Source organism: Mesorhizobium sp. CNPSo 4689, assembly GCF_057784325.1.
In genome coordinates this window covers 38,155-52,532 of sequence record NZ_JBWLUZ010000017.1, presented here as the reverse complement: position 1 = coordinate 52,532, position 14,378 = coordinate 38,155, and the positions used below count along the sequence as shown (strand labels likewise).

At 63.3% G+C, this 14,378-nt stretch carries 10 protein-coding genes; 7 read left to right on the top strand and 3 right to left on the bottom strand.

Annotation, left to right across the window (positions count from 1 at the left end; all coding sequences use genetic code 11):
- Positions 1 to 30: 30 nt before the first annotated feature.
- Complete coding sequence (locus AC04SI_RS20765) at positions 31 to 1,188, bottom strand: outer membrane protein (RefSeq protein ID WP_488474801.1); 1,158 nt, start codon at positions 1,186 to 1,188, stop codon at positions 31 to 33.
- A gap of 454 nt (positions 1,189 to 1,642) precedes the next feature.
- Between AC04SI_RS20765 and AC04SI_RS20760 the strand changes: the two genes are divergently transcribed.
- From AC04SI_RS20760 to AC04SI_RS20735, 6 genes are all read left to right on the top strand, one after another.
- Positions 1,643 to 4,081, top strand: coding sequence for a hybrid sensor histidine kinase/response regulator (locus AC04SI_RS20760; RefSeq protein WP_404275908.1), 2,439 nt, complete (start codon positions 1,643 to 1,645; stop codon positions 4,079 to 4,081).
- 5 nt (positions 4,082 to 4,086) lie between these two features.
- Complete coding sequence (locus tag AC04SI_RS20755; protein WP_404275906.1) at positions 4,087 to 4,467, top strand: response regulator; 381 nt, start codon at positions 4,087 to 4,089, stop codon at positions 4,465 to 4,467.
- 254 nt (positions 4,468 to 4,721) lie between these two features.
- The gene (locus AC04SI_RS20750; RefSeq protein WP_404275904.1) at positions 4,722 to 5,114 is read left to right on the top strand and encodes a response regulator transcription factor; all 393 of its coding nucleotides are present in this window, start codon (positions 4,722 to 4,724) and stop codon (positions 5,112 to 5,114) included.
- Entirely contained in the window at positions 5,114 to 6,856 is a 1,743-nt protein-coding gene (locus AC04SI_RS20745) for a YaiO family outer membrane beta-barrel protein (RefSeq protein ID WP_404275902.1), read from the top strand. The genes AC04SI_RS20750 and AC04SI_RS20745 overlap by 1 nt, the downstream gene beginning before the upstream one ends.
- A 2-nt stretch (positions 6,857 to 6,858) precedes the next feature.
- On the top strand, positions 6,859 to 7,896 hold the full coding sequence (locus AC04SI_RS20740) for a HEAT repeat domain-containing protein (protein WP_404275900.1): 1,038 nt from the start codon (positions 6,859 to 6,861) through the stop codon (positions 7,894 to 7,896).
- A complete protein-coding gene (locus tag AC04SI_RS20735; protein ID WP_404275899.1) occupies positions 7,896 to 9,320 on the top strand; it encodes a glycosyltransferase family 2 protein in 1,425 nt (474 codons plus the stop codon). The genes AC04SI_RS20740 and AC04SI_RS20735 overlap by 1 nt, the downstream gene beginning before the upstream one ends.
- Positions 9,321 to 9,343: 23 nt before the next feature.
- Here the strand turns inward: AC04SI_RS20735 and AC04SI_RS20730 are convergent, their stop codons facing one another.
- Positions 9,344 to 9,736 (bottom strand): Hpt domain-containing protein, encoded by a 393-nt coding sequence (locus tag AC04SI_RS20730; protein ID WP_404275897.1) that lies wholly within the window; start codon positions 9,734 to 9,736, stop codon positions 9,344 to 9,346.
- Positions 9,733 to 10,275: a dihydrofolate reductase family protein gene (locus AC04SI_RS20725; protein ID WP_404275896.1), complete on the bottom strand. Its 543-nt coding sequence runs from the start codon at positions 10,273 to 10,275 to the stop codon at positions 9,733 to 9,735. Before AC04SI_RS20725 ends, AC04SI_RS20730 begins: the two co-directional genes overlap by 4 nt.
- A 546-nt stretch (positions 10,276 to 10,821) precedes the next feature.
- Between AC04SI_RS20725 and AC04SI_RS20720 the strand changes: the two genes are divergently transcribed.
- Positions 10,822 to 14,178, top strand: coding sequence for an adenylate/guanylate cyclase domain-containing protein (locus AC04SI_RS20720; protein WP_404275894.1), 3,357 nt, complete (start codon positions 10,822 to 10,824; stop codon positions 14,176 to 14,178).
- The last annotated feature ends 200 nt before the right edge of the window (positions 14,179 to 14,378 follow it).

The window sequence follows — 14,378 nt, the reverse complement described above, 5'->3', positions numbered from 1 at the left end:
CGGCGGGCTTAGCTGTTTTGCCTGGAGGGCTTAGTTGAACTTGTACTTGGCGTCGATCCGCACGGTGTGGAAGGACGGCGTGGAGGTGAGGGAGCCGTCCGGTGCGCCCAGATCCGACGAGAAATCATGCTCTTCGAATTGCGAGTAGCGATATTCGAGACCGACCGTCATGTTGCTCGATACGGCCGTTTCCACACCGCCACCCACCGAGAAGCCGCTGGAGCCCCAGTCGAGGATGTCGCCGATGGGCGCCGAGGCATTCAGGTCGAAATGCTGCCAGGTGTAGCCGGCGAGCGCATAGGCGAGGGTTGATTCGTTGACCTTCATGCCGAGGCGGCCGAGCACGTCGAAGCCGTAGTCGGTGTCGAGGTTGATCTGCCCCCCGGGGACTTCCACCTTCGACGTCATCCCGGAATAGCGTGCGTCGACCATGACGCCTGCCACCCAGCTGCCGAAATCCTGGTCGTAGCCGATGCTCGCCTCGCCGAACACGCCTTCGCCGCCGATCCCGTTCAACGTCACACCGGCCGGCGGAACGTCGAGCTGATGCACGGACGCACCCGCGCCGAGCCCGCCACCGACATAAAAGCCGGTCCAGTTGTAGGCGGGAGCCTCGAAGGCGGCGTCGCCGCCGCCGTTCTGGGCGCCAAAGCGATAGTTGGCGGCTACCTGGAACGTATGCCGCGAAGTGTCGAGGTTGAGAAAGCCATCCGGTGCGCCGAACTCGGACAGCAGATCGTCATTGGTGGCGAAGCGCGTGTAGCGATACTCGCCCTTGATCGTCCAGTTGCCGGCGACGGCGGTCTCGACGCCGGCGCCGACGAAGTAGCCGCCCTGGTCCCAATCGAGGTCAAAGCCCGCGTTGGTGTCCAGCTTGTACTTCTGCCAGGAATAGCCGCCCAGCACATAGCCCAGCGTGTTCGGCGTGAAGAGATAGCCGGCGCGCAGGCCTGCATCGAAGCCGTAGGTTTCCTGGATCGAGGCGCTGAGCCCGAATGCATCAAGCGAGGTCTCGATATTGCCGAAATGGGCGTCGATCAGCCCGCCCAGCAGGAAGCGCTGCGAAACCATATAGTCGTAGCCGACGGTCACTTCGCCGTAGACGCCTTCGCCGCCAATGCCGTTCAGGGACAGGCCCGGGATGAAGTCGCTGCTGATCTCATGATGCGCGGCAGATATCAAAGCCACCGTCGAAACGGCGCACAAAAGGATTTCGCAGAAAAGCGCGTGAACATCGCCCGTACCCCCAATGAATAAGCCCAGCGTGTCTTAGCAGGGGGTGATTAAATTAGTGGTTGTATAAATGCCACGGTGATTGGCAAACTGCCCAAGTCATGGGCAGTTTGCGGAACTGCACCCAGGAAAAGTCATTCACCAGCGATTCGCTGTGTTTGGATCAGCGTCGTTCGACGCCGCACCGGGCCACTTCATCCACTGACATGCCGCCGGCACCCGCGAGATCGCTAAAAGGCGATCCACGCATCGCAGAGCATTGCGACTGGCGGTTCGGCCGTCACGAAGCCAGGCCGGGCGGCACCGTTTCTGCGTGGTTTCGACGTGCGCCGTTGCCGCAGAGCGCCGGCTCTTTTAGACCTCGGATAGGTTTTGCCGGTATCTATCGGAAAAAAGGAGCCGGAACGTCATGATCGAGATCTGGCACTCACTCCTCGCCAATCTTGCCCTGGTCTCCATCCTCGTGGTCGCCTGGGACCTTGTGGCGGATTTCACTGGGCGTCTCTCGCGGCGGATGCAGTCGCTGCTTCTCGGCGTGGTCATGTGCGTGGGCGCGATCATTTCTATGGCGACGGCCCTGTCCGTCTCCGGCTTCGTCGTCGATCTGCGTGCCGCCTTCATTGCTGCGGCCGCGTTCTTCGGCGGATGGCCGGCAATGCTCATCGCGACGGTCGGCTCCATTGCCTATCGCATCCATCTCGGCGGACAGGGAGCGAGCGTCGGGGTCATGGGCATCCTCATCACCGCCGTCGTTGGCATTGCGTGGCACCACATCATTGCGGCCCGGTCGCGCACCATGTACGACATATTCGGTCTCGGCGTATCGGTCGCCCTTGCCGGGCTGATCACGCTCCTGGTGATCCCCGCGCAAATTACCGGCCTGGTGCAACAGAGCACGTTCCCGTCCCTCGTGTTCCGTTTTCTCAGCACAATTATCATCGGCGTGCTGCTCGACCGCCAGCAGCGGCGGCGCGATCTCCTGATGTCCAACATGATCTACCGGGCCATGGTTCGCGAGCTGCCGGACTGCCTGAACATAAAGGATGTGGATGGCCGCTTCATCGCCGCCAATCCCGCCACCGCCGAAATGATTCGCGCCGCTTCGGTGGAGCAGCTCATCGGCAAGACGGATTTCGATTTCTATCCGAAGGAGGTGGCAGAGCGCTTCCGGCAGGATGAGATGGGCGCGCTGGAGGCCGGGCAGACGCTGCGGATCGATCAGCCGGCGCTTTTGCCGGATGGCAGGCAGGGCTGGCTCTACACGCTCAAGGCCCCGTTCCGCGACGAGTCCGGCAAGATCACCGGTGTCATCACCTACAATCGCGACATCACCGAGCAAAAGCGCACCGCCCAGCTCAAGAACGACTTCATTTCCACGGTCAGCCACGAATTGCGCACCCCGTTGACCTCCATCCGCGGCTCGCTGGGCCTGATCGCGGCCGGCGTGGCCGGCGAACTGCCGCCCAAGGCCGCCAACCTCGTCAACATCGCCCACAAAAACAGCGAAAGGCTGGTTCTCCTCATCAACGACATCCTCGACATGGAGAAGATCGAATCGGGCGTGATCCCCTTCAAGATCAAGCAGATGCCTGTCCGCCCCGTCCTGGAGCAGGCCATTGCCGCCAGTTCCAACTACATGGCCGATAGCCGGATACGCATCGTCCTGGTCGACGATGCCCCGCGCGCCGAAGCCAACATCGATCCGGACCGCCTGCATCAGGTGATGGCGAACCTGCTGTCGAATGCGATCAAGTTCTCTGACGCCGACGGAACCGTGACGGTGAAACTCGAGCGTCGCGATCGCGACATGCTGCGCATCTCGGTGATCGATCAGGGCGCCGGCATCCCCGAGGCCTTCCGCAGCCGCATATTCGGCAAGTTCGAGCAGGCGGACGCGTCCAGCACCCGCAGGATAGGCGGCACCGGCCTGGGCTTGAGCATCGTCAAGGCCATTGCGGAAAAGCTGGGCAGCGCCGTTTCCTTCGAAACCGAGGAAGGCAAGGGAACCTCGTTTCACGTCGACCTTGCCGAAGCGCACAGGCAGGCCGAGAAGCCGGTTTTGGTCGAGCGCCGGTCGCGGCCGCGCGATGGCCGCCTGCGTGTTCTCATCTGCGAGGACGAGGCCGACGTCGCGGCGGTGATCGCGGCACTTCTTGATGCGGAAGGCTTTTCCAGCGACGTCGCCCCTGGCATCGACACCGCCAAGGCGCTGCTGCGCTCCCGCGATTACGTGGCGCTGACGCTCGACATCAGGCTGGCGGGGGAATCCGGCATCAAGCTCTTCCACGACATCAGGGCGTCACCGGTGAATTCCGATATTTCGGTCATCGTCATCTCCGCCGTCGCCGATGAGGCCAAGCGCTCGCTGAACGGCACCGCCGTCGGCATCGTCGACTGGCTGGAGAAGCCGGTGGATTCGAGGCGGCTTCACGCCGCTCTTGCCAAGATCGTTGACGGCAAGGTCGACCGGAGGCCGAGGATCCTCCATGTCGAGGACGACGAGGGTGTGCTTGCCGTGATGTCCGCGGGGCTGGGTCCGAGCGTCTCGTTCACCTCGGCGAAAACGCTGCAGGAGGCACGCCGGGCGGTCGCGAAGCATCGCTTCGACCTGGTCATTCTGGACATCGCGCTTCCCGACGGATCGGGGCTGGATCTGCTCATCGATCTGCCGCTCGAGACCGGGGTCATCGTGTTCTCGGCGGCGGAGCTGGACGAGAAACTCGGCGACCGGGTGCAGGCGATGATGACCAAGACCAGGGCGTCGGAGATCGATGTCGCCAAGCTGGTCAGAAGCATGTTGGTCTCGTCCCGCAGGGGCACCCGGTCTGCCGCGCACGCCAACGAGTGATGCTGATGCCCGCAAGGATCCTGTATGTGGATGACGAGGACGATATCCGCGAAATTGCGCAGATGTCGCTGGAGCTCGAGCCGGATTTCGAGGTGCGGTCCTGTTCCTCGGGCATGCAGGCGCTGGCCGATGCCGCTGAATGGCAACCCGACCTCATTCTGCTCGATGTGATGATGCCGGACATGGACGGGCCGGAGACGCTGAAACGGCTGGCCGAATCCGGGCCGACGGCGTCGATACCCGTGGTGTTCATCACCGCGCGCACCCAGACGCATGAGGTCGAACGCTATCTGGCAATGGGGGCGGTAGGGGTGATCGCCAAGCCGTTCGACCCGCTTGCGCTTGCCGGTGAAGTCAAGAATTTGCTTGCGCTTAGCCGGAGATGACGGGCTGGCTTGTCCGCAGCCTGTGCGATGCCGTTCACGCTCCTATACCATGCGGCCTTATTCATCTACTGATTGTGCTGAGGCGCAGCCGTCTCGAATCAGGTTGTCTATGATCGCGCGGCATCGGCGGTCGTCGGCGAGAGATTCGAGAGGAATGTGTCTGTCTGCGTGAACCGCGTTGGCGGATGTCGGTTCATGGGATCAATCACTCCGGGGGGCTAGCGGCATACGAGGCGCGAACCGGAGCAAGGCTGGTGAACGGAGCGAAGGCAAGAGTTCTGATTTGCGATGATGATCCCTTGTTGCTCGAACTGATGGAATTCAGGCTCAGGGCGAAGGGATACGAGGTCATCAAGGCGGTAGACGGGGCCGAAGCGCTCTCTAAGGCGGAGCATGACGCGCCGGACATCATCGTGCTCGACGCGATGATGCCCAAGGCCGACGGCCTGGAAGTGCTTGCCCGCATCAAGGGCGATCCGGCTTTGTCCGAAACCCCGGTCGTCATGCTGACCGCCCGCAAGGGCGAAAAAGACATCGTCTCGGCCCTTGAGAAGGGAGCGGACGACTACCTTGTTAAGCCTTTCATTCCCGAGGAACTGCTGGCCCGGCTTGCGCGTCTGCTCGCGCGGAAGAGCGGGAGACGCTGATGCGGCGCGGCCGGCGCGCCACCATTGCCGCATGCGTATTCCTGGCGGTTGCCGCTGCGCCTGCCGCGGCGCTGGCCCAGACGGTCGACGAACTGTACGCTTCCGGCGTCAAGGCCAGGCAAGCCCAGAATTTCGACGAGGCGGCGGACCTGCTTCGGCGTGCGCTGGCGCTCAAGCCCGACAATGCCGACGCCCTGGTGCAACTCGGCTTCGCCGAGCTCGGCCGCAACGATCTGCCGGCGGCGCGCGAGGCCTTTTCCAAGGCGCTTTCACTGGCGCCGGCCTATCTGGACGCCAGCTTCGGCATGGCCCAGATCGAATTCCGCTCCGGCAATCTCGACGCCGCGCTGCCGCTGGCCGAAAAGGTCTCGCGTGCCGCACCCGGCAATACCGACGCGGCCGCGCTTGTCGCCAACATCCGCAAGGCCCAGCAGGCCAGCAGCAAGGCGAAGCCTGCAGCCGCGACCGCGGGGAAGCCACGCCTTCCGCGGCCGGATCCCGTTGCCGGCCTGATGGAGGAGGGCCGGAGATTGCGGGCGTCGGGAGAGTTGCCTGAGGCGGAGAAGGCTTATCGCCGCGCGCTCCGGCTGGCGCCAAAAAACACCGACATTCTCGTCGCCCTTGGCCTCGTCGCGGGTTCCCAGCAGAAATTCGACGAGGCCGGGCATTTCTTCGACCAGGCGCTGGCCATAGAGCCGGGCCTTCTCGACGCCCGTTTGGGTAAGGTCCGCCTGGCGATCTGGCAGGGCGACGTGCCGGGCGCCCTCGCGATGATCGACGACGTGCTCGGCACCGCGCCGGAAAATGTCGAGGCGCTCGGCCTCGACGCACGGATTTCCCTGCTCGAGCAGAATTACGCGCGGGCCGAGCAGTCGTTTCAGAGGGTGCTGGCGATCGATCCGCGCAATGCCGAGGCTCTGGTGGGGATCGGCGATGTGCGCCGCGCCCGTGGCGACGACGGCGCCGCGCGCGACGCCTACCGGCAGGCGCTTGCCCTCGAACCCGGCTCGCGCGACATCGAGCAGAGGCTGGCCGCGCCGCCGCCGCGCAAATGGCGGTTCGATCTCGGCAGCGAAGTGAGCGATCTCACCGACGGGCTTGGCGACTGGACCGACAGTTCGGCCGGCCTTGCCTATCGGCTCACCCCACGGACGACGATTTCGGGCCGCACCCGGGTGGCGACCCGCTACGGTCGCACCGACGTTCAGATCGAAGGCCGCATCGACCAGGCTTTCTCGCCCACGGTTTCCGCCTATGCGCTGGCGGCGGCGACGCCGGATGCCGACTTTTTGGCGCGCTATTCGATCGGTGCCGGCGCTTCGTGGCAGATCATGGCGCCGGCCAAGGCCTTCGGCCCGTTCTCGCTCAACATCGACACCCGCTACGACGATTTCGCCAACGCCGAGATCACCACGATCTCGCCCTGGGTGCAGGCCTATGTCCTGGATGGCCGGCTGGGACTTTCGGCCCGATGGGTGCACGCGGCCGACGATATCGGCACGCGCGCCGACGGCTATGTGCTGCGGGCCGATCTTGCGCTCACGCCGGGCGTCAATGTGTTCGGTGGCTACGCGGATGCCCCCGAAATCTCCGATGGCACGCTGGTCCCGACGCGCACCGTCTTTGGCGGCATCTCCTGGGACGTCACCGACCCGCTGACGCTGCGCGCCAGCCTCGCCCATGAGCAACGCCCGACATTCGACCGAACCATATTCGGGCTCGGCCTTACCACGCGGTTCTGATCATGTTGTACATCTGGCACCTGTCCATCCTGCTCAGTGTCCTTTCCCTGGCGATCATGCTTCTGCTGATCGTGCGCCGGGTGCTGCACGAGCGCCGGGGGACGGCGGACGCCGATCAGCGGCGCTCTCTTCTGACGGCGCTGATCGCCTTCACCGAAAACCGGGATCGCGAAGCATTGAAGGCGGCGCTGCTCGCGGTGCCGGCGAGGGTGGCGACCGATGCCGGCTTCGAGTTCATTTCCCTGTTGCGCGGCGAGGAACATGACGAACTCCTTGCAGCCTTCAACGAATGCGGGCTGCCGGCGCTTGTTGGCACCCAGCTGGAAAAAGGCAACGGCGCCGAACGCATCCACGCGGCCGAGATGCTGGCGGCGCTGCGTTCGGAGAACGCGGTGGCGAGCCTGCTTTCGGCGCTCGACCGCGACCGCTCGCGCGAGGTCAGGATCGCGGTGGCCATCGCGCTCTGCGATGTCGGCGCCTTGCCGCCGCTCGTCATAACGCTGCGCAAGATCGGCGTGGCGGGGCAGCGCTCGCGGCGCCTGATCGAGCTTTTCAGGCGCTTTCCGCCAAAGCGGTTCGACGAGCTCAGGGATTATGCCGGGCGTCAGGACGCGGTGCCTTTCATAAGGGCGGCCGCGATCGACGCACTTGCCCGCGCCGGCGGCTTCCAGTTCGGCGAGTTCTTTGCCCGCACGGCCGGCGATGGGTCGCCGGAGGTTGCCGCCGCCGCATTGCGGGCGCTCGGCCTGACCGGACATGCCAACGCACCGGCCATTCTGGTCAAGGCGATGGAAAACAATGGCTGGGACGTGCGTGCCGACGCCGCCGACGCCGCCGGCCGCCTCGGCCTGTCCGAACTCGCCGCGCCGCTCGCGCAACTGTTGGACGACGAGGCATGGATCGTGCGCTATGCCGCTGCCAACGCGCTGCGCTCGTTCGGCCAACAGGGAGAAGAGGTGCTGCGCGTGATTGCCGCCAGCGAGGTCTCGCGCAGCCAGCGCACGGCCTCCCTGATCCTTGCCGAGGGGCCGGCCGCCTGATGTTCGACTGGAGCCAAGAGATCGTCCTGGTTGCCTCCATCCTGTCCTGGTTCATCATCGTGACGGGACTGGCGCAGACGGCGGTTTACCTGCTGCAGCTCATCATCGCCGGCTATGCGCTGTCCAAGCGCCCGCCGGTCGCGCGTTCGGCGCTGCTGTGGCATCGCTATGGCGACGTCGCGCCGCCGATCGCGCTGCTGGTGCCCGCCTACAATGAGGAAGTGAACGTGGTCGAGAGCGTGCATTCGATGCTGGCGCTCGAATATCCGAATTTCGAGGTGATCGTCATCAACGACGGCTCCAAGGACCAGACGCTGCAGCGCCTTATCGAAGGCTTCAAGCTGGTGAAGTTCCACCGGCCCTATGAGGAGGCGCTCACACACAAGCCGATCCGCGGCCTCTATTCCTCGCCGATGACCGAACGGCTGTTCGTGGTCGACAAGGAAAATGGCGGCAAGGCCGATGCCCAGAATGCCGGCATCAATGTCTGCCGCGCGCCGCTGTTCTGCGTGATCGACGGCGATTCCATCCTCGAACCCGATGCGCTGATGCGCGCCGCCCAGCCCTTTATCGACGATCCCGAGCGCACCATCGCCGTGGGCGGCACGATCCGCATCGCCAACGGCTCGAGGATCGAAGGCGGCAGGGTGCGCGAGGTCCGGCTGCCGCACCGGCTGCTGCCGCTGCTGCAGGTGGTCGAATATTTGCGCGCCTTCCTCATGGCGCGGCTTGCCTGGAGCCGCATCAACACGCTGATGCTGGTGTCTGGCGCCTTCGGCCTGTTCCGGCGCGCGGAAGTGGTGGCGGTTGGCGGCTTCACCAGTGGTTCGATGGGTGAGGACCTGGACCTCGTGATCAAGCTGCACCGCCACATGATGGATACCAAACGCAAATACAGCATCCAGTTCATTCCGGAGCCGGTGTGCTGGACCGAAGCGCCGGAAACGCTGCGCGTTCTGGCAAGGCAGCGCACGCGCTGGCAGCGCGGCGCGCTCGAATGCTTCTTCCGCTACCGCTCCATGCTCTTCAACCCCCGCTATGGGCGTGTCGGCTTCCTCGGCTTTGGCCACATACTGGTCGTCGACGTGCTCGGGCCGATATCGGAGGTGCTGGGCTATGTGCTGATCCCGGCCTTCTGGCTGCTCGGCATCCTTTCGACCGAATATCTGCTGGCGTTCACGTCGCTGGTGTTCACCTATGGCGTTTGCGTGAGCGTGTGTTCGCTGGTCCTCGAAGAGGCCGAGCTTCGGCGTTTTCCGCGCGCGCGGGACCTCGCCGTGCTGACGGCCGTGGCCGTGTTCGAGAATTTCGGCTATCGCCAGCTCAACAATTTCTGGCGCGTGAAGGGCTGGTGGCAGTATCTGCGCGCCGACCAGAGCTGGGGCGAGATGACCAGGACCGGCCTGACCGGCCCGAAGAAGTGAACAGGGCAGGGCGTCGCCAATTTCTAATCTACGGCCCGCTCGATCTCGGCGATCAGCGCGTCGAGCGCCAGACCTGTCTCAGTGGCATCCGCTTGCGCGATCAGCAGCGTCTCCAGCGCGGACGCCCGCGCGCTGATATCCGGAAAGCCGAACGTCCCGCCCGCACCCGCCAGCGAGTGAGCGATCCTGACCAGAGGATCGTCGGCACTTCGCCCTGATAGCCGTTCATCCGCCATCACCTTCAGCTCAGCGAGCTGATCGGCGCACCGGGCCAGAAAACGAAGCCGCAAAGGGCCAAATGGATCGTTTGAAATGGGAACGCTACTCCACGCCGCAATGCCGCATTCAAACAGAAATCCGGACGGGTTGAAACACCAGCCGGCCTCGGGCACGGCTGCTGTTGCAGCGCGCGTCACGGCTTCGCCGTCACCGGCGCATATTCGAGCGCCACCACGCCGTTGCTGAATGGCGTGGCCGAGATCAGCGCGAGCGGCACTTTCTCGCCGGGCGGGAACAGCGGCTTGCCCTGGCCGACGGCGCCGGGATAGAGGAGCAGCCTGACGCGGTCGACCAGGCCATGGCGCAGCAATTCCTGCGCGACGCTGAGGCTGCCATGCACATAGATGTTGCCGCCGCTGCCCTGCTTCAGCGTGCTGACTGCTTCCGGCAGCTGGCCCTCGAGCAGTTCGGCCGGTTTCCAGTCGAGCGCCTTCAGGCTGGTGGAAGCGACATATTTCGGCAACGCGTTGAACCGCTCGGCAAAATCTCCGGTTTCGCTCGGCCAAGAGCCGGCAAAGATCTCATAGGTCGTGCGCCCCAAAAGCATGGCGCCGCTGTCGGCAAGCTCATCCTCCTTGAACCTTTGCATCTCGTCGTTCCAGGTCACGCCAGGCAGCTTCTCGACCTCGGCAATGCCATCGACGCTGATGAACTCGGTGACGATGAGTTTTCGCATGGCGCTCTCCTTTGGTCAGAGGACGGATGGCGCGGGCGTTTTGCGACACGCTCTGTGAAAGATAGCGCGGCGCTTTGGTTTTTTTGGCCGATGTCAGGCTCAAGCGTCGACCTCAGTCGACCTGGTGCTTAGCGTCACCTCCAAGTGGGCACGAGAAGCGCGTGGGGTGAGGGGAAGCATTGGTGGGTGGTCTGGGCTCGTTTGTCCGCTACCGCCGCTTTTGACCCAACGCCGACTTACGCAGCGCGCGACGTCAACGACCGCTTTGCGCCAGGGCGGCCGGTTTTGGCCGGAAGCGGACCGCCAGCTCCCAGCAGCGAGATCTATAAAAGCTGACATTCAGTTCTGCGCGAGCAGCGTCCTGATCTGACCCAAGGCTGCCGTTCAGTCTCGCGATCTTGAAGGTCCGGAAAAGCGGTGCGAGCCGACATTCGCCCAGGCCACCTTGGGTGTGTGTTTGCTCCGAAAGCGAAGATATGAATTGTAGAGTGTTGCTGTCCGGCGCGCGACGGTCGTGATAGATTTCCGGCCAGCGAGGTTAGCATCATGCCGGAGATCGCCTCTTGGCTGGCCCGCCTTGGGCTCGACAAGTACATTGAGGCGTTCACCGCGAACGAAGTTGATTTCGATGCACTTCGGCATCTCACGGAAGATGACCTGAGGGAGCTGGGCCTACCCGTCGGCCCGCGTCGCAAGGTTCTGGCGGCGATTTCCGCATTGGACGACGACACCATGTCGCCTGCGAGTTCCGTGTCCGCTCCGGTATCAGCGGCGCCTGTACGCGAGGCCGAGCGGCGGCACCTGACCGTGGTGTTCATCGACCTCGTGGGGTCGACCGAGCTGTCACAGCGGCTCGATCCGGAGGAAATGCGCGACGTCATCCGTGCCTACCAGAGTGCGGTGTCGGCCGAGATTGCACACTACGAGGGTTATGTTGCCAAGCTCATGGGCGATGGCGTGCTCGCCTATTTCGGCTGGCCCAGGGCGCATGAAGACGATGCTGAACGGGCAGTGCGCGCAAGCCTGGCGGCAGCAGCGGCGACCGCTAACCTGACGACGCCATCGGGCGAACCTCTTGCAGCCCGCATTGGCATCGCCACCGGCCTTGTCGTGGTCGGCGACCTGGTTGGCGAAGGGTCAGCGCAGGAAGAAGCCGTCGTCGGTGAAACGCCCAACCTTGCGGCACGCATGCAGGCCCTGGCCGAGCCGAACACCGTCGTGATTGCCGGCGGCACGCACAGGCTGGTCGTCGGGTTGTTCGACATGATCGATCTAGGCCGCCGCCAGCTCAAGGGCTTCGCAACTCCCATCCGCGCCTGGCGCATTATCGGCGAGGCCGACACGGAGGGGCGCTTTGATGCGCTGCATGGAGTTGCGACGCCTCTGGTGGGGCGATCCGAGGAACTCGAGCTTCTGCTTCAACGCTGGCAGCAGGCTCGGGCAGGAAACGGCCAGGCGGTATTGCTGTCTGGTGAACCGGGCATCGGCAAATCGCGACTGATAGCCGCGCTGGAAGAGCGATTGAGCGCCGAGCCGCACGCCCGGTTGCGCTATTTCTGTTCGCCCTACCACCTGAACACCGCGCTCTACCCGGTGATCAAGCAGCTCGAGCGTGCTGCGGGACTGGTGCGCAGCGACAGTTCGGAGACGAAGCTCGACAAGCTCCAGACTCTGTTGGGACAGGCTGTCCCCGACATTGCCGAAACGGTACCATTGTTGGCGGAGTTGCTGTCGATCGACACCCTTGGCCGCTATGCGCCCCTGAAGCTGACGCCGCAGGCGCGTAAATCACGTACGCTGACAACCCTGCTCCAACTACTCGAAGGATTCGCGGCGCGACAGCCGGTTCTGATGATTATCGAGGATGCCCATTGGATCGACCCGACGACCAGCGAATGGCTCGACATGCTGATCGACGGCCTACAAAGCGTGCCGGTTCTTCTCATCATAACCTTCCGCCCTGAGTTCAAGCCACGGTGGACGCCGCTATCGTACGTCACCGCGGTATCGCTCAGCCGCCTTGATCACGATCAGGGATCAGCGATCGTCGACCGGGTGGCTGGTGGCAAGATGCTGCCCACGGACGTTAGAAACCAAATTCTGGCCAAGACCGAGGGCGTGCCCCTATTCGTCGAAGAACTGACGAAGACTGTTCTCGAGTCCGGCCTCCTTACCGATGAAGGCGACCACTATGTCCTGTCGCGGACGTTGCCCTTCCTTGCGATCCCGTCGACGCTGCACGATTCGTTGATGGCTCGCCTCGACCGGCTCGCTCCGGTCAAGGAGGTGGCACAGATCGGCGCCTGCATCGGCCGTGTCTTCCAGCATCGTCTGCTGGCTGCTGTGACCGGCTACGATAATGCCCGGCTCGAGGGCATCCTGCAGCAACTTGAAAAGTCCGAACTCGTTTTTCGGCGCGGCGTCCCGCCCGAGGCGACCTACACGTTCAAGCATGCATTGGTCCAGGACACTGCCTATCAGAGCCTGCTGAAAAGCCGGCGGCAACACATCCACGCCAGCATCGCGTCAGAGCTGGAGGCGCAGTTCCGCGAGATCGTCGAGGCCGAACCTGAGACGCTGGCGTACCACTACGCTGCCGGCGGCCTTCCTCAGCAAGCCGTCGACTTTTGGCTGAAGGCTGGCCAACAAGCCCTGAAGCGATCGGCCCATCCTGAGGCGATTGCCAACTTAGGCAAGGGACTCGAACTGGTTGCGTCCTTGCCGGACGCAGAGAGTCGCCTGCGACAGGAGATTCATCTCCAGACGGCATTGGGCGTGACCATGATGGCAACCAGGGGCTTTGCAGCGACGGAGGTCCTGCAGGCCTTCTCCGAAGCCCGTACGCTTTCCGAGAAACTGGGTGATACGGACCAGTTGTTCGTCGCGCTCTGTGGTGAAGCCTCGTACCACATGATTTCCGGCAATTTGCCCGCCGCTGACGAACTCGGCGTTCAGTGCCTGGATCTCGCGCGGGCATCCGGCGACCAGACCCTACTCCTCGAGGCACATCATCGGCAATGGGCCACCAAATACTACATCGGAGACTATACTGCCGCCGAACACCATTTAGATTATGGTATCGCGACCTACGATCCCGATCGGGATCATCGCTTGACTTACATCTATACCGGACACGACCCAGGCGTCTGCTGCAGGAACTTTTCTGCGCTGATGCTTTGGCTTCGCGGTTATCCTGACCAAGCCCTTGTCCGTTGCCAAGAAGCCGTAACCTTGGCCGAACGAGTATCTCATCCCTTTACGATGGCGATGGCGCAGTCGATCTTCACCGACCTTCATCTCTTGCGGCGCGAACCCGCCGAAGGGCGCCGCTATCTAGAGAAATCAATCGCGCTGTCAAAGGAATTCGGCCTGCGGCGCGAGATGTCCGAGGGCAGATTCCAACTCGGCTGGGCGCTCGCTGAAGAGGGGCATTTGGTGGATGGCATCCGGGAGATGCGCGAGGGACTTGCAGCTATCACAGCGATGGGTGCGGAAGCTGGCTTGCAACACAACCTCTGTGTTCTGGCGCGGGCCTGCGGCGAGTGTGGTGGGGCAAGCGAAGGGCTGCCTCTATTGGATAGGGCGTTGAATATCGTCGCAGAGTTCGGTTCGAAACATCTTGTGCCTGAGCTGTTCCGCACCAAGGGTGAACTCCTGCTCCAGCAAAATCCCCAAGATGATACCGCCGAAAGCTGGTTCCGAAAGGCCCTGATCCTAGCCTGTGACCAAGGCACGAAATCGCTGGAGTTGCGGACGGCTCTTAGCCTCGCGCGGCTGTGCCACGCTCGGGACCGAGACGGAGAGGCTCGCGACCTGCTGACTCCTGTATATGCTTGGTTTACCGAAGGTTTCGATACGCGCGACCTCGTCGAAGCAAAGGAACTACTCGATCAATTTAGATAGATGCACTTTCAGAAGCACCAAGATCAAACTGAGAACGCCTCGTTGTTTGTATTGTCTCGACGATAAGAACTAATCTCCGGGGCGTCTGAATAGGGTCAAAATCACCTCACATCGCCTTCGGCGTCGAAGACCGCTCTGCATCAACGAGTGGCCGTTCCTTCCGCCACAAGCGAATGGCAAACTTTGGGCGCAACTGTGAC

What these genes read in the sequence shown, in the direction of transcription:
- AC04SI_RS20760 (WP_404275908.1), top strand. Translation starts at nt 1,643, where the DNA reads ATGATCGAGATCTGGCACTCACTCCTCGCCAATCTTGCCCTGGTCTCC.
- AC04SI_RS20755 (WP_404275906.1), top strand. Translation starts at nt 4,087, where the DNA reads ATGCCCGCAAGGATCCTGTATGTGGATGACGAGGACGATATCCGCGAA.
- AC04SI_RS20745 (WP_404275902.1), top strand. Translation starts at nt 5,114, where the DNA reads ATGCGGCGCGGCCGGCGCGCCACCATTGCCGCATGCGTATTCCTGGCG.
- AC04SI_RS20740 (WP_404275900.1), top strand. Translation starts at nt 6,859, where the DNA reads ATGTTGTACATCTGGCACCTGTCCATCCTGCTCAGTGTCCTTTCCCTG.
- AC04SI_RS20735 (WP_404275899.1), top strand. Translation starts at nt 7,896, where the DNA reads ATGTTCGACTGGAGCCAAGAGATCGTCCTGGTTGCCTCCATCCTGTCC.
- AC04SI_RS20725 (WP_404275896.1), bottom strand. Translation starts at nt 10,275, where the DNA reads ATGCGAAAACTCATCGTCACCGAGTTCATCAGCGTCGATGGCATTGCC.
- AC04SI_RS20720 (WP_404275894.1), top strand. Translation starts at nt 10,822, where the DNA reads ATGCCGGAGATCGCCTCTTGGCTGGCCCGCCTTGGGCTCGACAAGTAC.